Raw genomic sequence first — 25,448 nt, 5'->3', positions numbered from 1 at the left:
ATTCCGTGTTCAGTCCTTGTATGCGGCCTCGGCCTTGACGCGGATGTCGTCGATGGCCTGGGCGGGGTTTTCGGCACCGTATACCGCGGAGCCCGCCACCAGCACGTCGGCTCCGGCCTCGGCCACGATGTGCGCGGTCTTGGGGCTCACGCCGCCATCCACCTGAATGCGAGTCTTGAGGCCACGGCGGGTGATCTCGTCACGCAGGCGACGCACCTTGGCCATCTGGTTGTCGAGGAACTTCTGACCGCCGAAGCCGGGCTCCACGGTCATGATGAGAACCATGTCGAACTCGTCGAGGATGTCGAAAATCGGTTCGACCGGTTCGGCCGGACGCACGGCGAAGCATGCCTTGCAGCCCATGTCGCGCAGCTGGCGGGCCAGCCGCACGGGGGCGTGCGTAGCGCCCATGTGGAAGGACACGGAGGCGGCGCCGAGCTTGGCGTACTCAGGTGCCCAACGGTCCGGGTCCTCGATCATGAGGTGCACGTCGACCGGCAGGTCGGTGACCTCGCAGATGCGCTTGACGATCGGCTCGCCCAGCGTGAGGTTCGGTACGAAATGATGGTCCATCACGTCCACATGGACGAGGTCGGCGTTGGCGATGGCCTTGAGGTCTCGCTCAAGGTTGCAGAAATCGGCGGACAGAATGCTGGGTGCGATTGCGATCTTGCTCATGGTTTCCTACCTTATCTTCCAAATGGGACTTGCCCTGTTATTTCATGGAGTATGGGATTCGCGTTAACGCTTCTTTTGCCTGCTCTTCTCCTCTTCGATGCTTTGGCGTTCGAGCTCGTCGGCGGTGACCGCCTGGAGTCTGCGCGCCAGCACCTGCGCATCGGAGCCGTGCTGGTAAAGCACAACGAAGAGGATGCAGCCGAGGACGAATACGATGATGGCGGTCCATACGTTGGTTCTGAGGCCCAGAATCACGGTGGAGTAGTTGATGCGCACATTTTCGATCCACGTGCGGCCGAGGCCATACCACATCATGTACATGGCGAACTGCTGGCCCGCCTTGAGCCGGTCGGCAAGTTTCTTGCCCAGATACACGATGAGGGCCGCGCCGATGAGGTTCCAGATCATCTCATAGAGGAACGTGGGGTGGAACAGCGTGGTGGTGTAATCCGGGCATTGCGAGCCGTCGTAGCAGATCTCGGACTTGCCGATGGCGTCGGCGTCATTGAGTTTCAGGCCCCAGGGCAGCGTGGTGGGCCATCCGTACAACTCCTGATTGAACCAGTTGCCGAGGCGCCCGATGGCCTGCGCGACCAAGAGTGCCGGTGCGATGGAATCAGCGAAGATGGCGAACGGGTAGCCGCGGTGCCGGCACCACAGGTACGCTGCCAGCGCGCCCACGGATATGCCGCCGAAGATGGCCATGCCGCCTTCCCAGACCTTGAGGATGTTGACAAGGTTGCCGGTGGGCGGGAAGTACATGCTCGGTGTGGTGATGCAGTGGTACAGACGGGCGCCGACCAAAGCGCAAGGCACGGTGACCAGCGTGGTGTCGAGAATCTGGTCGAAGTTGCCCCCGTACCGCTTCCATCGAGTGGTGAGGATCCACACGGCAACGCAGATGCCGATGAGGATGCAGATCGCGTACATGTGGATGGTGAATGGGCCGACCTGGAATTTGGAGAAGGTCGGCGAGGGGATATAAGCCAGATTCATGCTGCCTCTACTTGCTGGAGTTGCCGGACTTGCTGGTGCCGCATCTCACATGGTTTGACCTGATGTTGCGTGAACCACCCTACCGCGCGGTGCGCACCGTGACTGTCAGGATGATGTGCGGGCATGATGCATGCTGACATGCGACACGCCCAGTGCGCGCCGCATGTCAGGCAAATGTGTATGCCGACGCGCCCGGCGCATCAACGGGCGTTGTGGATGCCTTCGGCCAGTTCCTCGCTCTTGGCGGCCAGCAGCTTCAGGCCTTCGGCGGTGTCGCGCGCGGTCCTGTTGTCGTCCGCGAGCAGCGTGTGCACCAGCGCGGAGCCGACGATTACGCCGTCCGCGTAGGAGCCCACCTTGGCGCCCTGCTCGGCGGTGGACACGCCGATACCGACGCACACGTTCTCGGCGCCGGCCTTGCGGGTGCGCTCCACGAGCACCTCGGGAGAGGCGTCGAGATGCGCGCGTTCACCGGTGACGCCCATGCGGGCGGCCGCGTACACGAAGCCGCGGGCGTTCTTCGCCACCGTCTCGAGACGTTCGTCGGCCGAATCCGGGGAGACCAGGAAGACGCGGTCGAGGCCGTGGCGGTCGGAGGCCTCGATCCACTCGCCCGCCTCGTCCGGGATGAGGTCCGGAGTGATGAGGCCCGCGCCGCCGGCGTTCTCGAAGTCGGTGGCGAAACGCTCCACGCCGTAGTGGTAGATGAGATTCCAGTAGCTCATGACGAGCGGCACGCCGCCGGCGTTGGCCACCGTCTCTACGGCCTCGAACACGCGCTTGATGGTCTCGCCGTTCTTCAGGGCGATGGAGGACGCGGCCTGGATGACCGGGCCGTCCATGACCGGGTCGGAGTAGGGCAGGCCGATCTCGACGGCGTCGACGCCGTGCTCCACCATCGTCTTCAACGCTTCGAGCGAGACATCCGGGTTCGGGAAACCGTAGGGCAGGTAGCCGATGAAGGCGGGCTTGTTGGCGGCCTTAAACTTGGCGAACATAGCCTCGGTCTGGCTGGGCTTGTGGCTGATGCCCAACGGCTGTCCGGAAGGCGTGGTTGCAGTATTGGTCATATTCGTAAATCTCCTTATTCGTTCCCCTTGGCACCCCTGTGGGAAGCGCCGCGCAACGTAGCGATTGGCTTGCTATTCCCCGGTTCGGGAAACGGCAAACAGAGGACCTCTTATGGTTTGCTCTGGCTCCCCTCTCTGAGGGGAGCTGTCACGAAGTGACTGAGGGGAGCAATCGACGGTCTGTAGTTATTCCGCTATTCCGTTATTCCGCGCCTCACGCGACGGTGTTGCCGTGTGCGCCGGTCACCTCAAGGGCCTTGGCCTGGTCGTCGGTCAGGTAGCCGAACCACTTGCCGGCGGTGGCCATGTCCTTGTCGCCGCGGCCGGAGATGTTGATGATCATCACGGCCTTGTCGTAGCCCTTGGCCTTGAGATCGGCAGCGGCCTTGTATGCGCCGGCCACGGCGTGCGAGCTCTCGATGGCGGGGATGATGCCTTCGGTCTGGCTCAGGTCGCGGAAGGCGTTCATGGCCTCCTCGTCGGTGGCCCAGCTGTAGTTCACGCGGCCGATGTCCTTGAGCCAGGCGTGCTCGGGGCCCACGGAGGCGTAGTCAAGGCCGGCGGAGATGGAATACGTGTCGAGCGTCTGGCCCTCGTCGGTCTCCAGCAGGTAGCTCTTGGCGCCCTGGAACATGCCGAGCTGGCCGGTGCCGGGCGCGAAGCGGATGGCGTGCTTGCCGGACTCGGGGCCGTTGCCGCCGGCCTCGTAGCCGTAGAGGTTCACGCGCTCGTCGTCGAGGAAGGCGTTCATCACGCCTATGGCGTTGGAACCTCCGCCCACACAGGCGCATACCGCGTCCGGATGGTCGATGCCGTACCAGTCCTGAAGCTGCTGCTTGGCCTCCTCGCCGATGATCTTCTGGAAGTCACGCACCATGGCAGGGAACGGGTGCGGGCCCGCGACCGTGCCGAGCAGGTAGTGGGTGTCCTTGACGTTGGTGACCCAGTCGCGTAGGGCCTCGTTGATGGCATCCTTCAAGATGCGGTCGCCGAGCGTGACCTCGACCACCTCGGCGCCGAGCATGCGCATACGGGCCACATTGAGGGCCTGACGGCGGGCGTCGATCTGGCCCATGTAGATGCGGCACTTGAGGCCCATCATCGCGCACACGGTGGCGGTGGCCACGCCGTGCTGGCCGGCGCCGGTCTCGGCGATCACGCGGGTCTTGCCCATGCGCTTGACGAGCAGAGCCTGGCCGAGCGCGTTGTTGATCTTGTGCGCGCCGGTATGGTTCAGATCCTCGCGCTTGAGGAAGATGCGGGCGTCCAGACCGGTCTTGTCCTTGATGAGCTGGGCGAAGCGCGGCGCTTCGGTCAGCGGGCTCGGACGGCCCACATAACGCTGCTGCAGGGTCATGAACTCCTTGTGGAATTCGGGGTCGGCCTTGGCCTCATTGTAGACGCGCTCGAGCTCGTCCAGCGCGGTGATGAGGGCCTCAGGCACGTAGCGGCCGCCGAACTGTCCCCAGTACGGTCCCTGATGCTCGCTCAACGGGGTGGATTCGGATGCTTTCACTTGTGCTCCTGCCTTTACTAGTCGTTCCACTGCAAGTTCATGATCGTCGGCCGTGGCCACGCCCTCTCCCACCAGCACGGCGTCCGCGCCGGCGCGGCCGTAGTCCTCGACTTCGACCGCACCGAACACGCCGGACTCCGCCACCTTGATGACGTCGTCGGGCAGGTCGGCGGCCAGCTCGTTGTATTTGTTCACGTCCACGCGCAGGTTCTTGAGGTTGCGCGCGTTGATGCCGATCACCTTGGCGCCGGCTTTACGGGCGCGTTCGATCTCCTCGCGGGTGTGCGCCTCCACGAGTACGGTCATCTTGAGCTCATGTGCGAGGTCGAGCAGATGCTTGAGCTTCTCGTCATCCAGCGCGGCGACGATGAGCAGCACAAGATCGGCGCCGTGGGCGCGGGCCTCATAGACCTGGTAGTCGGTGATGATGAAGTCCTTGCGCAGCAACGGGATGTGCACGGCGGCGCGGACCTTGTCGAAATCGTCGAGGCTGCCGAGGAACCTGCGACCTTCGGTGAGCACGGAGATCGCGCTTGCGCCGCCCTGCTCGTATTCGCGGGCCAGCGCGGCAGGGTCGGGGATGTCGCTCAAGTGGCCCTTGGACGGGGACGCGCGCTTGATTTCGGCAATCACCGGGATACCGTCAGCGCGCTTGAGCCATCGCATCGCGTCGATTGGGGCCGGGGCCGCCAGCGCGGCCTGCTTCACTTCCTCCAGCGACACGGTACGCTCGCGGGTGTGCTGGTCCTCCAGCGCGCCCGCCACAAGTTCGTCCAAAACCGACATGATTCTCCCTTTGTTGCTGGTCGATCATGCGACACTCTAGGTCACCCTCTGGCCGATGGGCCTTGTGCGTCCTATATTTTGGGCGTTGCTGTCGGGGTGATCACCGGCTACCGCTGCACCAGCGAGCGCAGCAGCGCGATCTCCTCGCGATGCGTGTCGGGCGTGAGCTCCTTGGTTTCGAGGATCATCGGCAGACGCGCCATGTCTGGGTCGTTCACAAGCCGCGTGAAGAACGGGATGCCGAGATGGCCTTCGCCGATGTTGGCGTGGCGGTCCTTGTGCGAGCCGAGCCCGAACTGGGAGTCGTTCACATGGATGGCTTTGACCTTGTCGAGCCCGATGATGTCGTCCAACTGGCGCTTGACGCCGTCGTAGTCGTTGACCAGATCGTAGCCGGCATCCAGCACATGGCAGGTGTCGAATGTGACGCCGATGTGCTCCTTGTTCTCGACGCCGTCGATGATTGCGGCGAGTTCCTCGAAGCTACGGCCGCACTCGGTGCCCTTGCCCGCCATCGTCTCCAGCAGCACCATGACGCCGCTCGCCCGCTCGAGCACGCGGTTGAGCCCCTCGCTGATCAGACGGCAGCCTGTCTCGGCGCCTTGGCCCACATGCGCGCCGGGGTGGATGTTGATGTACGCCTCCTGCCCCACCTCGCGAATCGGCGTCAGCAGCTCAATGTCTTCGGCCAGCGCCTCGATGGCGAACGTGCGCTTGGTCTCCTCTTTGCTGGCGAGATTGTAGACGTAGGGCGCGTGGACGACCAGCGGACCGCAGTGCTCGGCCTTCAGTCGCGCGCCGAACTCCCCAGCCTGCGCCGGGTCCAATGCCTTCGACTGCTTGCCGTACGGGGAGCGCGGGAAAAACGCGAACGCGGACCCGCCCTCCTCATGAGAGCGCTTAATCAGCGCGTCCCATCCGCCGGCCGTGGACAGGTGCGAGCCGACGAGCAGACCCGTCGTTGTCGTAGTAGCCGCGGTCGTTGCTGTCGGTTCCGTCGTTATAGTTGCCGTCGTTGCCGTAGCAGCAGTGGCCGTTCCCGTTGTTTTCGTCGGTATCGCTGTCGTCGTTCCCGTTGTTTCCGCCATTTCCGATCCTCACTCCCCTGAAGTCTTCCCTGGATGGTCCGCCGGGTTCCGGCGGACCATCCGTACTCCGTCTCCGTCCTCTTGCCAGGCCCGCAACCGGGCCCGCGAACGGTCACCTTCCGCATTGTACGGCGTCGCCCTTCGGTGTGCGGCATCATCACATTCCGCTGACATTTGAACTGGAAGAATCGAAAGCATGAAGCAATTCATCTCCCATTGGCTGGTGCTGACCGTTGCGGCGGGCGTCATGGTCGCCGTGCTGCCCGGCATGGAGGCGGTGGGCGAGCCGCCGATTCTCGGCATCGCCGCGTTCTCCCTGTTCATGGCGCTAATCAACGCATCCATCAAACCGGTGATCCACATGCTCGCTCTGCCTATCTCCGTGCTGACGCTGGGGCTGTTCGCGTTGGTGCTCAACTGGATGTTCATGGAGCTCGCCTCGTGGCTGGCCCTCTCCCTGTTCGACGTGGGCGTCATCATCCACGGGTTCTGGTGGGCGGTGCTCGGCTCACTCATCATGGCCGTCGTCTCCGGCATCGTCGGCTCGATCATCGGCGAATAGGCGGCGTCCGTTCCGCTGAGTCGGCATTCCGGCGTCTCCCCCGGTCGACGGGACAGACGCTTGCGGCCGGATGTGCGCAGCCGGGTGTGCGTTGCGCGCGCTCCGATAGGATTCCCGCCGGGTAGCACGCGTACGACGTGGGTCGGGGGTCGGGATCATCGCCGTTGGGCATGTCTCGCCGCCGACGGTATACAGTGGATACCGGAACAGGTGGCGGCGCATGGAGCCGTCATCCCGGCTCCGACGCCGCATGCTGGCGCACCGACGCGCCTGCCATGCCCGACCGTTGCAAAGGATCGCTCATGTACCTCGTTCTGGAATCGTTCGCATACGACTAATGCGGTTCGGACCGGCTCACCGCCCCATCCGTTCCTCATGCCTCGTGGCCGTACAGATTGCAGCCGCGACATGCCGTTATGCGAATATTCCAGACATCACCCCGATCATCCATACGAATCTGCGTCGCAGACTCTTCACGTTTTCTCGCGCGCGCTCGCCGGATTCCGTTCGGGGCTGACACACGAAACGAGTCACCATGAACGCCGATAATTCTTCCTCGTCCCCGCGGTCTTCACAGCTTCCGCATCCCTCGTCCTCCCCAGTCCCGACTGTCCCGCCGAATCCGGCGTCAGGGCACGATCGCTCAGGCACGGCCGTCCCGCCGACATCCCGCTCACTATGGCGCAGCCGCGCCTATCGCGACTGGTTCGCGGCCGACACCGCCGACGGGTGCGCGGTCAGCCTGCGCACGTTCTCCATACCGCTGGTCGGCCTTGCGCTCTCCGGCTCGCCGTTCGTGGCGGGTCTGCTCGTCACCGCGGAATCGGCAATCGGGCTGGTCCTGATGTCGTTCGGCGGCGCGATCGCAGACCGGCATGACCGGCGCCGTCTCATGATCGCCCTCGGCCTGATCGGACTGACGCTGTCCGCCGTCGCGACCGGCATGCTCGCATCCGGCACGATGACCACGCTCGCATTCGCCGTGTTGGTCGTCCTGTTCGCCGTCACGAACGGACTGCTGGGACCATCCAACGACGCGATGCTCAAATCGATCGTGCCGATGGAACGGTTCGCCAAGGCGCAGGCCATTCGCGAGGCGCGCGAATCCTGCGTCGAACTGTCCGGCGGAGTGATTGGCGGGTTGCTGTACCGGCTCGCCGGATGGCTCCCGTTCCTCGTCTCCACCATCCTGTACGGCATCGCCTCGGCCACGACGTTGCGACTGCCGAAGCGCACTGGTGCGGATGGAATCAAGGCCGTCGATGCCGCGGCAACGTCGCCGGCGATGCCCACGGTGACGGCCACATCCGGCGACAATCCGTCGTTTCTTACGCAGTTCATTGAGGGCTGGCGTTGGACGCTGACCCGGCGTGTGATCCTCGCAGCCATCGTGCAAGGCGCAATCATCAACGTCGCCTGCGTGGGAAGCATCGTCGGCGTGCAGATCATGCTCGCTGCGCGTGGCACCGACGCCGCGCTCATCGGACTGGTCGGCACGGTGACCGGCATCGCCGCGTTCGCCGGGTCGCTGGCCGCCGGATGGCTGGTCGACCACGTCCCCACCGGCGGAATCATCATGCTCACGTTCGCCGTGCTGACGGCTGCGATGATCCCGCTGCTGTTCACCGACTCCTACGCCGTGATCGTCGTATGCCTGGCCGCGCCGGCCCTGCTGTTCCCCGCGCTGAACGCCGGCGAACTCGGGTTCATCTACGGGCGCACGCCGGACGACATGCAGGGACGCGTCTCCACCGTGTTCGAGACGACAGTCGGCGTGCCCGGCGCGCTCGCCCCGGCGCTCGTCGGATGGCTGCTGCAGGCTCCCGGGTTCGGATTCCGCGCGGTCATGATGTTGGTCGTCGTGTGCTCGGCCGCGGGCCTCGTGCTCGCCTGCATCACCGCAACCCGTCATATTCCGTTGCCCGAGCATTGGAGTCAGGTCGAACTGTGATTGTTCGTTGCCGGCTTGGCACCTGATTGGCGGTACCAGGCGTCGAGCCGGGCGTCATTGCGGTACGGTAGCCCGAAAACAGCGTTCTCGCCATATTGTGTACAACCCGGTGCGGTACTATACGTGAAATCGGCTGTTTTTCGCATGTCGTACCGCGGCGGTGCCCGGGACCAATTTGCCGGACCGGAACAGAATGGCTTGTTTCCGCGGTTTGTGATTCCGCCATATTGTCACGACACCGAATGAAAACGATTGCTTGAACTGTCGTGCCACAGCAATGCGGTACGACAGTCCGAAATGAGCCGAATCGGTGTATCGTACCGCGCTCACCCATGTGAATCATGCTCACGCTGTCGCAATGGTTTGTTTCCGCAATGCCATTCGGCTAAGGCCGGTATTCGTCTTGGCTGCCGTTCCTTTCGCGTCGCAGGCCGCTACCATGAACTGTATGACGATTCGCATTGTTCCCATCGAGCCGAAATGGTTCGAGCAGAAGGCCCAGGTGCAGTCACGTACATGGCGGGAGCTCAATCAGGGGCGCATCCCGCAGGGGATTGTGGATGCGATCACGCCTGAGTTCGCACTTGCGCTGACTCGCAAGGCCACTCAGAATCGCGATCAGGTCACGCTGGTCGCTGTAGATGCGGATCAGGTGATCGGCTTCGCTGAGCTCCTGCGCACTCCCCGTCCGCCGACTGATCGTCCCGGCGCGGCGGAATTGGCATCGTTGTATGTGCTGGAAAGCCAGCATCATCGCGGAGCCGGACGAATGCTGGTCGAGGCCGGGCAAAGGGCAATCGGCAATAACCGACTCGCATTGTGGGTCATGCGGTTCAACACCAACGCGCAAGAATTCTACCGGCACATCGGGTTCCATGAAACCGGTCGCACCCAGACCGAGGACTTGGGACCGGAACTGGAGATGATCAATTACGGTGATTGAGCCACCGGCGTGGCCGCGTGCAACGCCATGCGCCGGCCGGCATTGCGCCACAGCAATCCGAGTGCCGTGTCGCCGGTATTTCCACCACCCATGGTGTAGGGATTTGCCCATGATGTAGGGAATGTCCCACGGTGTAGGGACAGAAAATGGCTTGTTTCCGCCTTTTCTTGAAAACGCATCCCTACACCATGGGCAAGTCACTACACCGTGGGCCTGCGTTGGCCTCTCGCAGGTCCACAGTTGGTCACACCAGAGGCCGGCGAGCGTCCAGCTCGCAGATGATGCCGGTCTCCTTGCGAATCCATTCGACTGCCTGCAACGCGGCAAAATTCCACAGTGCGTATGGCATGCCGCCGAAGTTGGGATGCTCGGCCCAGAAGGTCAGATTGTCGCTGTAGGCGGTGAGTGTGTCGCCCTCGGAGGCCGGCATCGTGGCACGGTACAGCTGATCGGCCAGTGCCGCGACGAATTCCTGCGCGGCGCCCAACGTATCGATGAGATGCTGGTCGGCGGTAGGCGGCGGGCCTACAATCTCCCATGATTCGACATCCGCGGCGTCCCAGTGGACGTTCTCGCCATCCACCTTTCGCTCGATCGTTACGAACAGTCGGGCGAACTCGTCCGAGGTCAGTCCGGTCACCCTGCGGCGGGTGGACAATTCGATCGGTGTCACATAGCCCTCCTTCTGTGGTTATTGCTCCGCTCGTACGGTAATTGCCGCACTTGCACGTGTGATGAGGCGAGCCATCATATGCTTGCTGCCATCCATCGGACATATTCCCATATCGCATGACCAGCTCATGGCCATCGCACACCAACACCGCGGGCTGCATGAACTATATGCGCAACATCACCACTGACATATGACGTTCATGCGATTGATCTCCATGGAGGTGATGATTGCTGCTTATCAGTAGCGTTACTTATCGAAGTGACAGTTGCCGAAGAAGCTGCGCCACGCCTGCACGAAACCATTCCAGTTACGACGTATGTACAGCTGGATTTTCCTGGTCGTCTTGGCGTCAAGTGTGGTTGAATCCACAACCACATCGCCATCGGCGGTCAACACAAACCTGGCGAGCCGATACGAGTTGTTGCGCTTGATGTGAAAGTGCACGCCGTGGCCGCCGTCATTGCTGGTCACATAGAACTCGTATCCGGCGACGTCTTCAAACCAGATTTCAGGCATATTCGCGATCTACTTCACGAGCATCCTCCACGAACGGGTAGGAACGCTTGAAATAGCCTTCCACCAAAGGAAGCGATTCGGAAGGGAACGTGTTGCTCCTCACGGAGCCGTCATTGTTGAACACAATCTTAAACCCGGTCGCCGGCTCAGTGACCGTGACCGTCTTCGCCGTGTATCCCAAGCGAAGACCATTGGCCTCCAAAAGGTTACTCATACCAATCTTCGCCATAATGCCTCCGACCACAATGTACGATTCCGATTCCGCACCACAACTTCCCACTCATTCTACGCCCGCATCAATATGGCCGTCGCCGAACCATCCGGACCAGTCGACGACCGCTTCGATGTTGTTGCCATCCGGGTCCAGTACGAACGCCGAGTAATAGCCGGGATGATAGGGGCGCGGCCCTGGAGCGCCGTTGTCCTGGCCTCCGGCGGCGAGCGCGGCGGCGTGGAATGCGCGGATGGCATCGATGCTTGGGGCGAGGAAGGCGATGTGGGTGACGGGTGAGACCGTTTCGGTTCCGTCATGGCTGTGGCTGGTTGCGTCGGCGTCCGTCGGCGAGAGGTAGAAGTCGGAGTGGAGGGTGCCGTCGTTCACGCCGAATCCGAGCGTCGACTCGTGATGCGCCTTGACGATGTAGCCGAGTGGGGCGAGCGCCCGTGTGTAGAAGTTGACGCTGCGTTCGATGTCCGTCACATGTAGGGTGATGTGGTCCAGCATGTGCGCAACGGTACGCGCTTCGGCTGCAGTCCGCTTGCTTCCGGTCGTGCCGTGGACATGTGCCGGCGTTTGCACATCGGCTAAAGGGCTGATACGAACGTGGGCGGAGGATGAGTCAGTGGGTGACGGCGAGCGTATGTCCTGTTTCCTGGTGGAGGTTGGCGGCGACCGTGGCGTCGATGAACCGTAGCGAACAGTCGTCCGGTTTGGGGTTGCCCAACGGTTCGATGGTGCCGAACCAGACGAGGGCTTCGTCGAAGATGACAAATTCGCTGCAGGATTCGACGGCGTGCACAGTGCATCCCAGCGCGCGGAGCCTGTCCATGTTGCGTTCGGTGCGGGCGCGCGAGGCCGGTGTCGCCGTGGACGAGAGGCGTACGGTGACGTCGACTTTTACTCCCCTGCCGACCGCCTTGAGAATTACGTCGTCGACTTGTTTGATGGCGCGTTCCGATAGGTATCCGGCATGGATGGTCATCGTGTGCCCGCAATGATCGATGTCATCACGGAGCGTCTTGAGGAATCCCGCCGCGGTGATGACGGGCGTATCCTTGCCGGCATCCGTCTGCGTCAGACTCGCCTTGCGCTGCATCAACGCCTTCGTCTTGGCCTGTCGCATCGCGCAGGTCCGGTCCTCTTCGGACAGCAGTGGCTCATATCCTTGCGCCAAATATGCCTTCAATCGTTTGCGATACATGCCAGTGGCCATGGGCACGGTCGCATCGATATAGTCGTAGACGCGTACCTCACATTTGCCATCATTGTCGCGGTGCAGACGCCCCACGTATTGGGTGACGGCCGCTTCCACGGACACCGGAGCGGCGAGCAGAAGCGTATCGAGCCGTTTCTGGTCGAATCCTTCGCCGATATAGCTGCCAGTCGCCACAACGACAAGACTCTCCCCCGGGGAAACATGGGCGAGCCGGTCCAGGTTGGCTTGTTTGGTTTTCTTCGGATCTGCGCCATAGAGAAGGATCACATGCGCACATCCGCGTGTTTGTAGCCCATCGGCGAGCGATTTGGCGTGTTCGATGCGTTTGGTGAGCAGAAGTGGCGTGCGGCCTTCGTCGATGATGTTCATGGCATCGTTGAGAATCATGGCGTTGCGTTCCTCATTGGCACATGCCGCTTCAAGATAGTCGTGATACGTGTATGGTTCGATGAGGTCGAGGTTGACGGGCGTGAATCGCGGAATGAACCGGCGTGTGAAGTGTTGCGAGGCCATCTGGTCTTTGACATCGACGGTGTACCGTACCGGCCCGCATTGCATGACGGCTATGGGATGCATGCCGTCGTCGCGTTTCAAGGTGCCGGTAAGTCCATAGACGTATTTGGCGGTGGCTGCTTGTGCGATGGCTTCGGTGTCGATGGAGGCGACGTGGTGGCATTCGTCGAAAATCACCATGCCGTAGTTCCTGACGAGGGTTTTGATGTGCTTGTCTCCGGGTACGTCGCCTTGTTCGAAGAGCGACTGTGCCAATGCAATGTCGATGATGCCGTTGGGTTCGTTTCGTCCACCGCCGATCTGGCCGATGACGCTGCGTTGCCGTCGGCTGATTCGTCCGGTTCTGGTTCGCAATGGCGGCAGTGTCGCTGTGACGTTGAGGAATTGTTCGAGCCGTTCCTTCCACTGACCGAGCAGTGCGGACGACCGTAGTACGATCAACGTGCTGGTTTTGCGTTTGGCGATGAGATCGGCTGCTATCACGGTTTTACCGAAGCCGGTTGGCGCGATGAGGATGCCGTTGTCATGTGCGAGCAGGGCTTTTGCGGCGGAGATTTGCTGTTTGTTGAGTGTGCCGGTGAATTGTGCGCGTATGCGTTTGCCCGCATTGCGTTCGTCCGTGCAGATCACTGTGGCTCCGGCCTCGCTCAGTAAGGTGGCCAGTGGATCTTTGCACCCACGAGGCAGTAGGATTGCAGCATCTGTTTCTTCGCCGCGATAGATAATGCGCGGCTTGTTGTATACGGGCTGGCGCATGGCCTGGGCTCGATAGAAATCCGGGTTGGCGAATGCCGCAAGTCGTCGTATCGTGTTGAGCGCGAGTGCCGTCATGCCGTTTTTCGGTATGACGAGCATGTTGCGCTCGACGATATCAACAGTTTCGGGGACATCCGTTGGAGTGAGCGTTCTGTGTTGTTTGATGGAATGATTCCCATTGAATTGGTCGAATATCACCTGCTGATAGGCGTTGTCATCCGGTCGCGTGTGCGTTGCGTCCGAATGTGCAGGGGATTTCTTGGCCCAAGATTCCGCAGGTGGTCCTTCCCGGTTGAGACTGCCCAGCGGTCCTTCCAACGTTGAGGACAGGGAAGCGATGGCATGCACTTGCTCGGGCGTGATTCGCCTGATTGAGGCCAGATATGCCCACTGGTCCGGGTATGGCTCGAATCGTTCATCCACGAACACGCTGTTGCCTTTGTCCCTTGCCAAACGTTGCAGAGGCAGTGCGATTAGATTGCCGAAACCACCGGCGGGTAACGTGTTCTGGTTGGGAAACATACGATCGTATGAGCGGAATGTGATGTTCACCAGATCGGACGCTTCGGTGAGCAATACGTCTCCCATACGCCGGGCTTGAGCGGCTTCGACCTGTTCGGTGAAGAACAGCCATAGGTGTCCTCCGTCACCGGAGCGTGAACGTTCCATGGCCGGCGTCAACCCATGCTGCTCGCAGATACGTCGGGTCGCAGTGATCTCATCGCGCCAGCCGGCGTCGTCGAAATCGATGGCCAGAAACCAGACCTTTGACTCCTTGGACATCGGGTACAGTCCGACGACATTCGTCATCCTCATGTCTCGCTTGGTGAAATGCTCAAGCAATATCTGATCGGTCAGAGGTTTGCAACGACGCCGATCCGGCGGAGTGGGCACCCTTTTGCCATTCGGCAATGTGGTCCATTCATTCCATGCCGCCGGCGCATATCCGACCTTGCCGGTTTTCTGGCTCACGAATCCGTGCGCGTATACGTCGTCACGGCCGCGAAACAGGGAGCGGAATAATTGGATCTTCCGTTCGGGCGCACTGTGGGCATTGATTGATGACACAGATGCATCGGCTCGTTTGCCTTCAACGCTTTTTGAATCGTCTCCGCCGCGCGTGGATTCCATCCGTTGCAGCTCCTGCGCGTGGGTTCGTCGTTTATATTCGCATTTGCCAAGTCGCCAGTCGGCCTGTGACACGTACCGGATTTCACCCATGCTGATGCCTGTGATAGAACCGTTTTTCACGCGTAATTCGTTCGCGCTGGCGCCTTTGCCCTCACGATGGCACAGTATTACCGCAGGCGCGGTTCCACCGGCATGTTCGATGACATCGTCAAGGACGAAAAGCTGATCAAACAGTACGGCATATTCCGGTTCAGCCATATCAGCCGCGCTCCTTTGACCGACGGATTCATCTGTTACCCAACACGCTACCGTCGTGCCCAAACAACCGCCGACATTATCAGGACGGAACGGCCATTTCATTATTCGTGATGAATCCGCAATTCATGACCATCGCCAATGGATGTACATAATTGAGAGGATTTAGCTTTTTTCTCTCCCCCAGTCAGCTTCGCTGACAGCCCCCTCGTCAGAGGGGGCCAGCACCACTCAACCAATTACGATACAGACATAGGATCAAACCACTCCGTTGAAAGGCGCCGACATGAAGAGCATCCAGACCGAACGACTGCTGCTGCGCCCTTGGAAGGCGGATGACGCGGCCGAGGCGGCCTCGCTGTTCCGGTACGCCTCAGACCCCGAGATCGGGCTCAGCTGCGGATGGCCGCCGCACACCAGCGTCGAGGGCAGCATGAATGACATCCGGGGCATCCTCGCCGTGGAGAACAACTGGGCCATCACGATAAAGGGCGGCGACGCGTCCGGACCCGCCGCGGATAACGAGCCGGTGGGTAGCATCGCGCTCAAACCCGTCAGTCATTACACCATCGACGCGGTGACCGCCGGTCCGGAGCTCGGCGGGAGCTACTACGACACGTATCTCGGCGGCAATGCGCTGGAACTCGGCTATTGGATCGGCCGTCCGTTCTGGGGCAAGGGATATATGCCCGAGGCGTTGCGTGCCGTGCTCGGATACGCGTTCGACGATCTGCACGCGGAGGCGGCATGGGGCGGCCACTACCGCGAAAACACGCAATCCGGCCGTGTGATGGCCAAGTGCGGACTGACCGTCGTGACCGAATCGCAGCACGACTACTATCCGCTCATCGACCGTTACCACGACGACGTGTTCCGCATCATCACCGCCGACGGGTGGCGCGACGGCGCACCCGAGCAATAAACGATGCTACTGATATCATCGGGATTCCCTGTTCTCTGGTTGCGACTGTTCTCTGGTTGTGAAGAATAACATACAGTATACTATTGCTTATCCTCGTTTACATAGAAAATACTAATCGTAAAGAGACCGCATGAAATATGTGCCCACAACAGTGAGACGTGATTTGCGAATCATGGGGGAACGACTGTCTCAGCAGCGTCGTCTACTGTCGCTGACTGTCGCCGACGTGGCGCAACGCGCAGGAGTGAGCCCTACCACGGTGTCGAATCTCGAACAGGGAAAGCCGGTTCGCACCGACTCCTTGCTGAGCATTGCCCGCGTGCTTCAAATGGCGGATGCACTGGTATCGTCGTGTGACCCGTATTCGACCGACCTCGGCAGATTACGGGCCGGAGAGCAACTTCCCCAGCGGGTGAGGAGATAGATCATGTCGGCGAAAACCGTCGAGGCGACAGTCGCCGTCACATTGGAGAGTGGAGACGAGACTACGGCCGGGACCCTATACGCCACCGGGGATGACTTGTCATTCCGATATGACGCAGACTACATCCACCGACAGGATTCATTCGACCTGTTCCCATCCCTGCCGCGCTCACTGGCTCCGTTCTTCTTTTCAGGACTAGGACCGTTTTCGGATTCCGCCCCCGACCGTTGGGGACGCAAGATACTCGCCCGCAGTCTGAAGAGAATCCGCGTCAGCGAATCAGAATATCTGTTCGGCGTGAATGACCTGACCCGTCAGGGCGCCATACGGTACTGCATCGAGGGCAGGCCTGTGGCCGGCGATGAAGGAGTACCGGTCTTGGCCAATCTGCCGGAACTGCTGAACACCGCCGACGCCGTGGAACAGAATCGTGATGTCAGCGACGTCTCGCTGCGCAGACTTTACCGGGCGACTGGATCCTTGGGCGGCGCTCGCCCAAAGGCATCGGTGACAGATCAAGGTTCGCTGTGGCTCGCCAAATTCCCCAAACCCGACGGAGACGAATGGGACGTCATCGGCTGGGAGGCTGTCACGCTGGAAATCGCGTGTATGGCGAATATCGATGTGCCTGAGCATCAAACCTTGACCATCAAAGATGCTGATGGACGCAATCGAACGGTTCTACTTACCAAACGCTTCGACAGGAGACCCGCGCCATCAGCGGAGGCCATGACCAGAATCCCCTATATGTCGGCGCTGACCGCATTGGAATCGTCTGATGGGGTTGGTGGAGATTGGCTTGATTTGGCGGAATTCACCCGACGTTCGGGAGGTGATACCGGTGAGTTGTGGCGTCGGGCCATGTTCGGCGCGGCTATCGGGAATCTGGACGATCATATGCGCAATCATGGGTATCTGCGGTGCGGCAATGGCTGGAAGCTATCCCCCGCGTTCGATATGAATCCCGAACCGTATGATGCGGCGGTTCCGGATGTGCATCAAATAGCGCTTTTCGGCGACGCCGAAGTAAGTATGGGCAAACTGCTGACCGATGATTGCCTTGAGTTGTTCGGCGTTAGCCGAAAATATGCGGAACAATGGTCCAGAACACTGCGATCCGCACTGTCTCAGGCAGTGCCTCGAGCCGCCATGCGCCGCATTGACGCCCAGTCCATCAACCTAATGAGTGAACGTTTCTCTGCGGCGATTAGGTCGTTGGAATGACCAGCGGATTCATGAACGCAGCCGCTGTCCTGCTTGTCGACGGCTACTGTGACGTGTTCCGCATCATCACCGCCGACGGGTGGCTTTGCCTATGATGTGACCTTCGCTGAACGGTTTGTTTTGCTGCAATGAATGCGAGGATCGTATATCCGACATTCGATTGTCAGAACAGGGTCGGGGCCTCGGCTTGGACCAGCGGCCGTATGATGCGGCGACCGTCATCCGTTGGGGCGAACGGGGCGACCTCATGGAAGGCGAGCCGGCGCGAAAGCTCGGTCCCGTTCGATGCGAGGTCCGCGAGCAACGACGAGCCGTCGATCGAGCGGTCGAGCCATGCGCCGGTCATGTCTGAGGGGACGAGCACCGGCATGCGGTCGTGGACCGTCGCCGGCCCGTCCACCGCCGGGCAGGTGAGTATCGTCGCGGTCAGCATCCATGGAGACGCTTTTCTCGGCGGAATTGACGAAATCATCGGATTCAACGAACTTGACGAATCCGCCGCCGATACCGGCGACGTCGCCGAAGACGAACTCGCCCGCCACCAGGAGAACAGTCCGGCCATTGCCAGTGGTCTGTCGTCCGGCGCATGGAAATAGAACGGCCGTCGGCCACGGAACTCGTAGTATCCGGAAGCGGGGATGACGGCCCGCATCGATCTGGTCGACTCGGCGAATGTCGGCTTCGCCTCGGCAGATTCGATGCGAGCATTGTATGTCGGATACGTCAGGGCCGGGCCAGCGCTCCACGACGGCACCAGAGACCAGCGCGCACCGGTCAAATGGCGTCGGCCGTCCCCGCCCTGCGCCACGACCGCGATGGTTTGCCCGGGCCTGACGTTATATGACGGCCGTGGCAGCGAAGCGGCATCCGCGCCACTGTTGCCGCCGTCCTCGTTCTCACCCGCCTCCACACCGAATTGTTTCGCAACCGCGCCCCAATCCAAATCAGCCGCAAAGCACCTGCACACAGCGAGAAGCATATCATTCGGCATGGCAGGAGCTTGCCGCCGATCAATCCCGACGTGTTGCTTAGCATCATTCCATCAGTCAATCATGTCGAAATCGGCATCATAGAAGCACAATCACAATCAGATACGTTTAAGCACATGCTGTAATCCACTAAAGAATCGATTATAATCGATTCTATTAAACAATTGGTCAGATACATCAATCATACTTGATTTCATATGAGGAAGGGATTCACCATGATTGATAGACCTGCATATATGCAGCAAATACGTCCCTTCATGGGAAAGAACGTCATCAAAGTGCTGGTGGGAGCCAGGCGCTCCGGCAAATCGACGTTACTGGAGCTCATCCGGCAACGGCTAATCAGCGAAGGCGTTGCCGAACAATCCATGCTTCATATCAATTTCGAATCAAGCGAGTATGCCGGTATCGCGAACGCCGATGATCTCAATCAGTATGTCGCGAAACACATGGCAGGAACACAAGGTACTATTCGCCTGTTCTTCGACGAAATCCAAGAGGTCATTCACTGGGAGAAGGCGGTGCGTTCCTTCATAGTGGATTACGATGCCGATATCTATCTGACCGGCTCGAATGCACGCATGCTGTCCAGCGATCTCGCCACCTATATCACTGGCCGTTACATCACCATCGACGTATACCCGTTCTCATTCGCCGAATTCCTTGATGCGTTTCGTCAAGCAGCCGGCCCGGTCGATGAACGATCTGCGTTCCGCAGATATGTAGCCCAAGGTGGATTCCCCTTCCAGACCGATCTGGCCTTTGACGAGACGGCTTCCCTGCATTACCTCGAGGACCTGTTCTCGACCATACTGTTCAAGGACGTCATCCGGCACGCGGGGATACGAGATGCCGACTCACTGGAAAGGGTCATACGTTACGTCATCAGTGAGGAAGGACATCTGGTTACCGCCGCGAATATCGCCGCATACATGAAAAGCGAGCAGCGCAAAGTATCGGCCGAGACCATCGCCAATTATCTCAACGCCGCGAGCAAGGCATTCCTCATCTACCGTGTTCCACGCGAGGACACGATAGGCAAGCGTACGCTGAAAATTAATGAGAAGTATTACGTGGTCGATCAGGGACTGCGTCATGCCATTGGACTTAACAACGCAAACGCAATCGATCAGGTTCTGGAGGGCATCGTCTACATGGAGCTCAGACGCCGTGGCTATGACGTTCGAGTCGGCAAAATCGCCGACAAGGAAATCGATTTCATCGCGCGTCGAGGAGACGATCTTTCCTACTATCAGGTCTCGTATCTCCTCGAATCACAGCAGACCGCTGACCGAGAATTCGGCGCATTCGATGGCATTCGTGATAACTGGCCCAAATATGTGCTGAGCATGGATGAGTTTCCTCAGACACGAGACGGTATCCAAGGAATGAACATCATTGACTGGCTACTTTCCAATAATCGGTGACGGTGGCTCAGCGAATCTCATACTGCAGGCCATGCCATACAACAAGCGGATAACAGCTAATCCAGCCGGTTCGCGTCGATGACCCGGTCGTCGAGGAACCAGTAGTCGTGCGGGTCGCCGCGCAGGGCGGTGAACGGCACCAGCGTCACGCCGGCTGCGGCTGCCTTGTCCAGCAGGTATCCGCGCACGATCCACGGATACTCCAGCACTCCGGTGCGCAGGTCGATGATGCGTTCGATGGTCTGGCCACTGACGCCGAAGTCCGCGCCGATCTGGTCGGCGGTCAGGCCCAGCAAACGCATGTTCTCACGGAATTCGCGGATGGTGTTCGCGCGCTGTTCACTGGTCAATGACATGATTCCACTCCCCTCGCAACAATGACGTTTCCCACGATAGTCACGACAGGAACCCGTGAGGATGCTTCCGTGTGGGCTTTGGCCAACAGCGAATGCCAAGGTACGGCAAAATCACGCCATACCTGTCCGCCAAGAGCGGAACTGCGTGCAATCGCATTCCCGTATGCCGTGTCGCGCGCGACAATAATCGAAGCCGCATCCTGGACCGTCGCTCCGGTCGGGATGCGGCGACGATTCGCGCAAAGACGACGAAAGGATGTCAAGATGACCGATCAGCGAGTGAAGGTGGGCGACAGCGACCTGGAGGTGTTCCCGCTGGTACTGGGCGGCAACACGTTCGGCTGGACCAGCGACGAGGCGACCAGCCGCAAGGTGCTGGACGAGTACGTCGAGGCGGGCGGCAACTTCATCGATACCGCCGACGTGTATTCGGCATGGGCGCCGGGCAACGCGGGCGGCGAGTCCGAGATCATCCTCGGCCGCTGGCTGGCCGTGCGGTCCAACCGCGACGACGTGGTCATCGCCACCAAGGTGAGCGAGCACCCGCAGTACAAGGGCCTGTCGCACGACAACGTGATCGCCGCGGCGAACGAGTCGCTGCTGCGTCTCGGCGTGGACGCCATCGACTTGTACTACGCCCACTTCGACGACAAGAACACCCCGCTCGAGGAGACCGTCGCCGCATTCGACGAACTGGTCAAGGCTGGCAAGATCCGCGCGATCGGTCTGTCGAACTACACAGCCGATCGCATCAAGGAGTGGTTCTCCATCGCCCGCGAGCACGGCTACGCGCTGCCGGTCGCACTGGAACCGCACTACAACCTTGTGACCCGCGGCAACTACGAGCGCACGCTCGCCCCGGTGGCCGCACGCGAGAACCTCGCGGTGTTCCCCTACTTCTCGCTGGCCGCCGGCTTCCTGACCGGCAAGTACCGTTCCGCAGCCGACGCCGAGGGCAAGGCCCGCCAGGGCATGGTCGCCGACTACCTCAACGCCGACGGGTTCGCGCTCGTTGACGCGCTTGATGCGGTGGCCAAGGCGCACGATGCGCAGATCGCCACCGTGGCGCTGGCTTGGCTGCGTCACCGTCCGCAGGTCGCCGGCCCGATTGCCTCCGCCCGAACGCCCGAGCAGCTGCCCGCCCTGCTGGCTTCGGTCGCCCTTGACCTGACCGACGACGAGGTGGCCGCGCTCGACAAGGCGTCCGAACCGTTCGCCAAGTAATTGCCAGCGTTCGGATATAACGTGGACTGAAGTCACCCATTGCCGTGATCGACTTCAGTCCATGTCCGGCCGTCGTCGTTGAGCCGCAGATACCAAGCCATCGATTGCGGACCGTCGGGCAGTGACGGGTCTCTGCCATCGCAGTCGAAATCGACGGTCGCCATGAATATGCGGTCCCGCCCATATTGCTGGTATGCGTCATACACGGACGACCAGTAGTCCGGCGATTCACTCTTGGCCTTATCCTCCCAATCCAGCATCTCATCGGTCTTCGCTTCGTCGTAGGAGACCTTGTGCAGTGTGCAACCGGTGAGTGTGGAGAACGATTGCGTGACGGTCCTGCCGGCGGCGTCGAGCTGCGCCTTGGAGAACCGGGTGGAGGACGAGTAGGAGTACTGGACGTGCGACGTGTCTGCGGGACGATGCATCCACCATCGTGCGAATACGCATATCGCGACCACCAGTATCACTGTGACGATCGCGATGATGATTCCGTATCGATAACCCTGCCTGTCCTCGGATATCATTGTCGGATTCCCCCTTCCGAGCGTCAGCCATAAATGTGCTTATATCATAGATTTGGCCATACCGAGACGTTCTGTCGCCTGATGGCAACAACGCCGACCGGATTTCGGGGTCGGTTCCGGGAAGTCCCTGATGATTCGGGACGCGGTCGTTTGCGATACTGTGATGTTGTCTGCAAACAATGGAAAGGGGGAATGGCATGCGACTCATCGGCAATATTCTGTGGATCATTCTGGGCGGCATCGAAATCGCCATTGGTTGGGCCATCGTGGGCCTTGTCCTGTGCGTCACGATTATCGGCATCCCACTGGGCATTCAGGCATTCAAGATGGCCGGACTTACGTTGGTGCCGTTCGGCAAAACGGTGCGGTACGGCGGCGGGGTCGGTTCCACGCTCGCCAATATCGTATGGGTTGTGCTGGTCGGCGTATGGATGGCGATCGGCTATGTGATCGCCGGCGCGCTCAACTGTGTGACCATCATAGGCATCCCATTCGGCATCCAGTCGTTCAAGATGGCCAAGCTCGCGCTCTGGCCGTTCGGCGCGCAGATCGACAATCTGTGACGGCCGGCTGTGAATACCATGCCGTCGATTGCACTGAAGGGACCTGCTTCCCGCCGCATCTACCGGGGTGATTTCCCACGGATCCGACGCCGAATCCGCCTTTAATCCATCACTGCAGCGCCTTGATAAGCGCCTGCATGGCGTCGTTGTTGGGCAGTTCGGATACGTTGGTGACCTGATCGGTCACGCCGTTCACCCCGAACCGTGAGATGGGGTCGCTGCCCAGATAGTCCACCGATCGGAAGCCGTGCCGCCGCCACGCGAGCTGCTGCACGTCCTTCGACTTCAGCAGATCAAGCAGTTTCTCCCCGTTGGCATCCAAGGCCATCAGCGTATGCGTGCTCCAGACGGTCGGGGTCGGGTAGGCGACCACGATGTCGTCCTTGACCTGGGCGAATGCGTCCGGATTGTTGACCGCCAGATCGAGGATCTGCGACTCATAGCCGACGGTCATCGGTTTGGAGCCCACGCCAAGCGTCAGAAACTGTGTGAACGAATCCTCGGAGCTGGTCTCCATCCATCCCGATTTGGCGAACAGGCGCTTCACGGTCGCGCCGTCGCGCGCCACGGAATCCACGGTGGCTGGCGTGCCGCCGTTGAGCACGGTGGCGATGAGCGCCGCGTACTCGTTGCCTGAATTCGATTGCACCGGATCGGTCGAGTCGATGCGGAACTGGCCGTACCCGGCCGCATACCCCACATCGGTCCATGATTTGTCCGCGACCATCGCATCCACGGCCTTGGCCATGTCCAACCGGTAGACGCCGGATTCGTCTTTGGTCATGAGTCCACCGGCGACCAGCCCGTCGGCAACGGCTCGATGCGTGTAGACGACAATCGGAGAATTGAACACGATGTCCTGTCGTGTGGCCTTCACGCCCTTGGACTTGCCGTATTCGACGGCCGTGCGCGAGGAGGGGAACAGGTAGTCGAGGCCCTTGCGGTCGGCGTCCATCATCGCGAGGCTTCCCGCCTTGCGGTAGTTCACGTCGAGGCCGGCTTTGGTCGCCAATGCCTTGAATTCGTCGTCATCGAACAGACCGATCTTCTCGCCGCCCAGATAGCCGTCCACCTTCACTGCCTGGACAGGTTCCGCAGGCTTGGGCTGGGACGAGCGCCACACCACCACGCCGAGCACGACGGCCACCGCCACGAGCAATGCGATCAGACCTATCACCTTCGTGGGCCAACGATGCTGGGTTTCCATCGGCTATGGACCTTTCCTCTTGCTGGGTGCCGCGTGCATGCGGCACCTTGGACACAGTGACAACGCCCGGACGGCACTGTAGTTCCGCTATCATTGTATGCCCGACATTACGCTTGACCCGTGTTCCCGGCCCCCATGCCCGGCCATAACCAGTAGTATATGAATTCGGCGTGAAAACGAGCAGCGCACGCACATCGACCACACACGATCAAAGGAGCCCAGACATGGCGGATGCCTGTGAAGGCGCAACCAGTGACGACAATGCCCAGAGCGGTCTCGAACGCAAGATGGAGTCACGCCATCTGACCATGATCTCTCTGGGAGGTGTGATCGGCACCGGATTGTTCGTCAGTTCCGGCTACACCATCCATCAGGCCGGACCGCTCGGCGCGATCCTGGCATACGCGGTCGGCTCCCTGCTCGTCTATTGTGTGATGGTCTCCCTTGGCGAGCTTTCCGTGGCCATGCCGTACGCCGGCAGCTTCCACATGTACGCCAAGCGGTTCATCGGCCCCGGCACCGCATTCACCATCGCCATCCTGTACTGGCTCAACTGGGCGGTGGCGCTCGCCAGCGAGTTCACGGCGGCCGGATTGCTCATGCAACGATGGTTCCCGGATTCGCCGGCATGGGTGTGGTCGGCCGTGTTCATCGTGGCGGTGTTCGCGCTCAACATCATGTCGGTGCGTCTGTATGGCGAGGCCGAGTTCTGGTTCGCCTCAATCAAGGTGCTGGCGATCACGGCGTTCATCGTCATCGGACTGCTGGCGATCTTCGGCGTGATTCCCATCGCCGGATACGACCACGCGCCACTGTTCGGCAACTTCAACGCCGACGGCTGGTTCCCGAACGGCTTCGCACCGGTGTTCTCCACGCTGCTCACGGTGGTGTTCGCGTTCTCCGGCACCGAGGTGGTCGGCGTGGCCGCCGGCGAAACGAAGGATCCCTCGCATGCGATTCCCAAAGCCGTGCACACCACGGTGTTCCGTCTGGCCCTGTTCTTCATCGGATCCATCGCGGTGATGTCCGCTCTGATCCCGTGGCATCAGGCCGGCGTGGAGACCAGCCCGTTCGTGCTGGTATTCCAGTCGATTGGTATGCCGTTCGCCGGCGACGTCATGAACTTCGTGGTCCTCACCGCCGTGCTGTCCGCCGCGAACTCCGGCCTGTACGTGTGCTCGCGCATGGTGTGGTCGCTGGCCAAGGAGCGTCTCATCCCCGCTCGGTTCGCCAAGACGAACTTCCACGGCGTGCCTGTGTGGGCCGTGCTGTTCAGCATGGCGGGCTCGCTATTGGCGCTGCTGTCTTCTGTGATTGCCGCCTCGACCGTGTATCTGGTGCTGGTCGCCGTATCCGGCTTGGCGACGCTGGTGGTGTGGTTTTCCGTGTGCGTGTGTCATATCCGGTTCCGCCGCGAATGGGTGCGTTCCGGGCGCAGTACCGACGAATTGGGGTATCAGGCCCCCGGATATCCGGTGCTTCCCTGGCTCGCCATGGCGATGTGCGTCGGCGCGCTCGTGCTGGTGGTGCTGGATGACACGCAGCGTTCCACGCTGTATTGCATGATTCCGTTCGTCGCCTGCTGCTACGGCGGATACCACCTGCTCGAACGTCGCCGCAGGCGCGGGAAACGTAACTAATAGAGCACGGCAGATGTGTTGTGCTCGACCTTGTTGGACCTTCCTGATCGCTGTGATGGTCACTATCGAGCACAA

25 protein-coding genes are annotated in these 25,448 nt (G+C 60.7%); 11 read left to right on the top strand and 14 right to left on the bottom strand.

Annotation, left to right across the window (positions count from 1 at the left end; all coding sequences use genetic code 11):
* Positions 1-9: 9 nt before the first annotated feature.
* The 5 genes from rpe to BREU_RS06595 all read right to left on the bottom strand — a co-directional run bounded on the left by rpe (position 10) and on the right by BREU_RS06595 (position 6,134).
* Positions 10-678, bottom strand: coding sequence for a ribulose-phosphate 3-epimerase (gene rpe, locus BREU_RS06615; protein ID WP_044090242.1), 669 nt, complete (start codon positions 676-678; stop codon positions 10-12).
* A gap of 63 nt (positions 679-741) precedes the next feature.
* Positions 742-1,674, bottom strand: a complete 933-nt coding sequence (gene lgt / locus BREU_RS06610; protein ID WP_044090241.1) for a prolipoprotein diacylglyceryl transferase — start codon at positions 1,672-1,674, stop codon at positions 742-744.
* Positions 1,675-1,874: 200 nt separating this feature from the next.
* Positions 1,875-2,744 carry a tryptophan synthase subunit alpha gene (gene trpA / locus BREU_RS06605; RefSeq protein WP_044090240.1) on the bottom strand — a complete coding sequence of 290 codons (870 nt, stop codon included), beginning with the start codon at positions 2,742-2,744 and terminating at the stop codon, positions 1,875-1,877.
* A gap of 214 nt (positions 2,745-2,958) precedes the next feature.
* Positions 2,959-5,046, bottom strand: a complete 2,088-nt coding sequence (locus tag BREU_RS06600; protein WP_044090239.1) for a bifunctional indole-3-glycerol phosphate synthase/tryptophan synthase subunit beta — start codon at positions 5,044-5,046, stop codon at positions 2,959-2,961.
* A 107-nt stretch (positions 5,047-5,153) separates the two neighbouring features.
* Positions 5,154-6,134, bottom strand: a complete 981-nt coding sequence (locus BREU_RS06595) for a deoxyribonuclease IV (protein ID WP_081886586.1) — start codon at positions 6,132-6,134, stop codon at positions 5,154-5,156.
* 196 nt (positions 6,135-6,330) lie between these two features.
* Between BREU_RS06595 and BREU_RS06590 the strand changes: the two genes are divergently transcribed.
* The 4 genes from BREU_RS06590 to BREU_RS06580 all read left to right on the top strand — a co-directional run bounded on the left by BREU_RS06590 (position 6,331) and on the right by BREU_RS06580 (position 9,590).
* Entirely contained in the window at positions 6,331-6,696 is a 366-nt protein-coding gene (locus BREU_RS06590; RefSeq protein WP_044090238.1) for a phage holin family protein, read from the top strand.
* A gap of 194 nt (positions 6,697-6,890) precedes the next feature.
* Positions 6,891-7,034 (top strand): hypothetical protein, encoded by a 144-nt coding sequence (locus BREU_RS11935; RefSeq protein ID WP_156100223.1) that lies wholly within the window; start codon positions 6,891-6,893, stop codon positions 7,032-7,034.
* A 197-nt stretch (positions 7,035-7,231) separates the two neighbouring features.
* Positions 7,232-8,647, top strand: coding sequence for an MFS transporter (locus tag BREU_RS11575; RefSeq protein ID WP_081886585.1), 1,416 nt, complete (start codon positions 7,232-7,234; stop codon positions 8,645-8,647).
* 439 nt (positions 8,648-9,086) lie between these two features.
* Complete coding sequence (locus tag BREU_RS06580) at positions 9,087-9,590, top strand: GNAT family N-acetyltransferase (protein ID WP_044090264.1); 504 nt, start codon at positions 9,087-9,089, stop codon at positions 9,588-9,590.
* A gap of 244 nt (positions 9,591-9,834) precedes the next feature.
* On the opposite strand, the gene BREU_RS06575 is transcribed toward BREU_RS06580, so the two are convergent.
* The 5 genes from BREU_RS06575 to BREU_RS06555 form a co-directional block, all read right to left on the bottom strand.
* Positions 9,835-10,263, bottom strand: coding sequence for a hypothetical protein (locus tag BREU_RS06575; protein ID WP_044090236.1), 429 nt, complete (start codon positions 10,261-10,263; stop codon positions 9,835-9,837).
* Between the two features lie 246 nt (positions 10,264-10,509).
* Complete coding sequence (locus BREU_RS06570; RefSeq protein WP_044090234.1) at positions 10,510-10,779, bottom strand: DUF4160 domain-containing protein; 270 nt, start codon at positions 10,777-10,779, stop codon at positions 10,510-10,512.
* The gene (locus BREU_RS06565) at positions 10,772-10,993 is read right to left on the bottom strand and encodes a hypothetical protein (RefSeq protein WP_140462728.1); all 222 of its coding nucleotides are present in this window, start codon (positions 10,991-10,993) and stop codon (positions 10,772-10,774) included. Before BREU_RS06565 ends, BREU_RS06570 begins: the two co-directional genes overlap by 8 nt.
* A 66-nt stretch (positions 10,994-11,059) precedes the next feature.
* The gene (locus BREU_RS06560; RefSeq protein ID WP_044090232.1) at positions 11,060-11,503 is read right to left on the bottom strand and encodes a VOC family protein; all 444 of its coding nucleotides are present in this window, start codon (positions 11,501-11,503) and stop codon (positions 11,060-11,062) included.
* Between the two features lie 115 nt (positions 11,504-11,618).
* Complete coding sequence (locus BREU_RS06555; RefSeq protein ID WP_052382057.1) at positions 11,619-14,873, bottom strand: TOTE conflict system archaeo-eukaryotic primase domain-containing protein; 3,255 nt, start codon at positions 14,871-14,873, stop codon at positions 11,619-11,621.
* A gap of 283 nt (positions 14,874-15,156) precedes the next feature.
* Here BREU_RS06555 and BREU_RS06550 point away from each other — a divergent pair, with 283 nt between their 5' ends.
* From BREU_RS06550 to BREU_RS06545, 3 genes are all read left to right on the top strand, one after another.
* Complete coding sequence (locus tag BREU_RS06550) at positions 15,157-15,792, top strand: GNAT family N-acetyltransferase (protein WP_044090231.1); 636 nt, start codon at positions 15,157-15,159, stop codon at positions 15,790-15,792.
* Between the two features lie 130 nt (positions 15,793-15,922).
* Positions 15,923-16,216 (top strand): helix-turn-helix domain-containing protein, encoded by a 294-nt coding sequence (locus BREU_RS11570; RefSeq protein ID WP_081886583.1) that lies wholly within the window; start codon positions 15,923-15,925, stop codon positions 16,214-16,216.
* A 3-nt stretch (positions 16,217-16,219) separates the two neighbouring features.
* Positions 16,220-17,440 carry a type II toxin-antitoxin system HipA family toxin gene (locus BREU_RS06545; protein ID WP_044090230.1) on the top strand — a complete coding sequence of 407 codons (1,221 nt, stop codon included), beginning with the start codon at positions 16,220-16,222 and terminating at the stop codon, positions 17,438-17,440.
* 163 nt (positions 17,441-17,603) lie between these two features.
* On the opposite strand, the gene BREU_RS06540 is transcribed toward BREU_RS06545, so the two are convergent.
* Entirely contained in the window at positions 17,604-18,419 is an 816-nt protein-coding gene (locus tag BREU_RS06540) for an SOS response-associated peptidase (RefSeq protein WP_044090262.1), read from the bottom strand.
* Between the two features lie 267 nt (positions 18,420-18,686).
* On the opposite strand from BREU_RS06540, the gene BREU_RS06535 reads away from it, so the two are divergent.
* Positions 18,687-19,856, top strand: coding sequence for an ATP-binding protein (locus BREU_RS06535; protein ID WP_202962221.1), 1,170 nt, complete (start codon positions 18,687-18,689; stop codon positions 19,854-19,856).
* A 56-nt stretch (positions 19,857-19,912) separates the two neighbouring features.
* On the opposite strand, the gene BREU_RS06530 is transcribed toward BREU_RS06535, so the two are convergent.
* A complete protein-coding gene (locus BREU_RS06530) occupies positions 19,913-20,212 on the bottom strand; it encodes a DUF2316 family protein (RefSeq protein ID WP_044090228.1) in 300 nt (99 codons plus the stop codon).
* Positions 20,213-20,476: 264 nt separating this feature from the next.
* On the opposite strand from BREU_RS06530, the gene BREU_RS06525 reads away from it, so the two are divergent.
* Positions 20,477-21,436, top strand: coding sequence for an aldo/keto reductase (locus tag BREU_RS06525; protein WP_044090227.1), 960 nt, complete (start codon positions 20,477-20,479; stop codon positions 21,434-21,436).
* Between the two features lie 32 nt (positions 21,437-21,468).
* Here BREU_RS06525 and BREU_RS06520 read toward each other — a convergent pair whose 3' ends face one another.
* Positions 21,469-21,963 (bottom strand): hypothetical protein, encoded by a 495-nt coding sequence (locus tag BREU_RS06520; RefSeq protein ID WP_044090226.1) that lies wholly within the window; start codon positions 21,961-21,963, stop codon positions 21,469-21,471.
* A gap of 197 nt (positions 21,964-22,160) precedes the next feature.
* Here BREU_RS06520 and BREU_RS06515 point away from each other — a divergent pair, with 197 nt between their 5' ends.
* On the top strand, positions 22,161-22,526 hold the full coding sequence (locus BREU_RS06515; RefSeq protein WP_044090225.1) for a YccF domain-containing protein: 366 nt from the start codon (positions 22,161-22,163) through the stop codon (positions 22,524-22,526).
* A gap of 109 nt (positions 22,527-22,635) precedes the next feature.
* Here BREU_RS06515 and BREU_RS12365 read toward each other — a convergent pair whose 3' ends face one another.
* Positions 22,636-23,733, bottom strand: coding sequence for a hypothetical protein (locus BREU_RS12365; protein ID WP_044090224.1), 1,098 nt, complete (start codon positions 23,731-23,733; stop codon positions 22,636-22,638).
* Positions 23,734-23,957: 224 nt separating this feature from the next.
* Here BREU_RS12365 and BREU_RS06505 point away from each other — a divergent pair, with 224 nt between their 5' ends.
* Positions 23,958-25,373 carry an amino acid permease gene (locus BREU_RS06505; RefSeq protein ID WP_044090223.1) on the top strand — a complete coding sequence of 472 codons (1,416 nt, stop codon included), beginning with the start codon at positions 23,958-23,960 and terminating at the stop codon, positions 25,371-25,373.
* Positions 25,374-25,448 lie beyond the last annotated feature (75 nt).

The sequence above is a fragment of the Bifidobacterium reuteri DSM 23975 genome, assembly GCF_000741695.1.
Lineage (GTDB): Bacteria > Actinomycetota > Actinomycetes > Actinomycetales > Bifidobacteriaceae > Bifidobacterium > Bifidobacterium reuteri.
The sequence above is the reverse complement of the archived record's forward strand: the minus strand, read 5'-3'. Positions and strand labels throughout refer to the sequence as shown.

Bases quoted from the DNA above. Each gene is read 5' to 3' on its own strand.
- rpe (WP_044090242.1), bottom strand. From the start codon at position 678: ATGAGCAAGATCGCAATCGCACCCAGCATTCTGTCCGCCGATTTCTGC.
- lgt (WP_044090241.1), bottom strand. From the start codon at position 1,674: ATGAATCTGGCTTATATCCCCTCGCCGACCTTCTCCAAATTCCAGGTC.
- trpA (WP_044090240.1), bottom strand. From the start codon at position 2,744: ATGACCAATACTGCAACCACGCCTTCCGGACAGCCGTTGGGCATCAGC.
- BREU_RS06600 (WP_044090239.1), bottom strand. From the start codon at position 5,046: ATGTCGGTTTTGGACGAACTTGTGGCGGGCGCGCTGGAGGACCAGCAC.
- BREU_RS06595 (WP_081886586.1), bottom strand. From the start codon at position 6,134: ATGGCGGAAACAACGGGAACGACGACAGCGATACCGACGAAAACAACG.
- BREU_RS06590 (WP_044090238.1), top strand. From the start codon at position 6,331: ATGAAGCAATTCATCTCCCATTGGCTGGTGCTGACCGTTGCGGCGGGC.
- BREU_RS11575 (WP_081886585.1), top strand. From the start codon at position 7,232: ATGAACGCCGATAATTCTTCCTCGTCCCCGCGGTCTTCACAGCTTCCG.
- BREU_RS06580 (WP_044090264.1), top strand. From the start codon at position 9,087: ATGAACTGTATGACGATTCGCATTGTTCCCATCGAGCCGAAATGGTTC.
- BREU_RS06570 (WP_044090234.1), bottom strand. From the start codon at position 10,779: ATGCCTGAAATCTGGTTTGAAGACGTCGCCGGATACGAGTTCTATGTG.
- BREU_RS06565 (WP_140462728.1), bottom strand. From the start codon at position 10,993: ATGAGTAACCTTTTGGAGGCCAATGGTCTTCGCTTGGGATACACGGCG.
- BREU_RS06560 (WP_044090232.1), bottom strand. From the start codon at position 11,503: ATGCTGGACCACATCACCCTACATGTGACGGACATCGAACGCAGCGTC.
- BREU_RS06555 (WP_052382057.1), bottom strand. From the start codon at position 14,873: ATGGCTGAACCGGAATATGCCGTACTGTTTGATCAGCTTTTCGTCCTT.
- BREU_RS06550 (WP_044090231.1), top strand. From the start codon at position 15,157: ATGAAGAGCATCCAGACCGAACGACTGCTGCTGCGCCCTTGGAAGGCG.
- BREU_RS11570 (WP_081886583.1), top strand. From the start codon at position 15,923: ATGAAATATGTGCCCACAACAGTGAGACGTGATTTGCGAATCATGGGG.
- BREU_RS06545 (WP_044090230.1), top strand. From the start codon at position 16,220: ATGTCGGCGAAAACCGTCGAGGCGACAGTCGCCGTCACATTGGAGAGT.
- BREU_RS06540 (WP_044090262.1), bottom strand. From the start codon at position 18,419: ATGCTTCTCGCTGTGTGCAGGTGCTTTGCGGCTGATTTGGATTGGGGC.
- BREU_RS06535 (WP_202962221.1), top strand. From the start codon at position 18,687: ATGGGAAAGAACGTCATCAAAGTGCTGGTGGGAGCCAGGCGCTCCGGC.
- BREU_RS06530 (WP_044090228.1), bottom strand. From the start codon at position 20,212: ATGTCATTGACCAGTGAACAGCGCGCGAACACCATCCGCGAATTCCGT.
- BREU_RS06525 (WP_044090227.1), top strand. From the start codon at position 20,477: ATGACCGATCAGCGAGTGAAGGTGGGCGACAGCGACCTGGAGGTGTTC.
- BREU_RS06520 (WP_044090226.1), bottom strand. From the start codon at position 21,963: ATGATATCCGAGGACAGGCAGGGTTATCGATACGGAATCATCATCGCG.
- BREU_RS06515 (WP_044090225.1), top strand. From the start codon at position 22,161: ATGCGACTCATCGGCAATATTCTGTGGATCATTCTGGGCGGCATCGAA.
- BREU_RS12365 (WP_044090224.1), bottom strand. From the start codon at position 23,733: ATGGAAACCCAGCATCGTTGGCCCACGAAGGTGATAGGTCTGATCGCA.
- BREU_RS06505 (WP_044090223.1), top strand. From the start codon at position 23,958: ATGGCGGATGCCTGTGAAGGCGCAACCAGTGACGACAATGCCCAGAGC.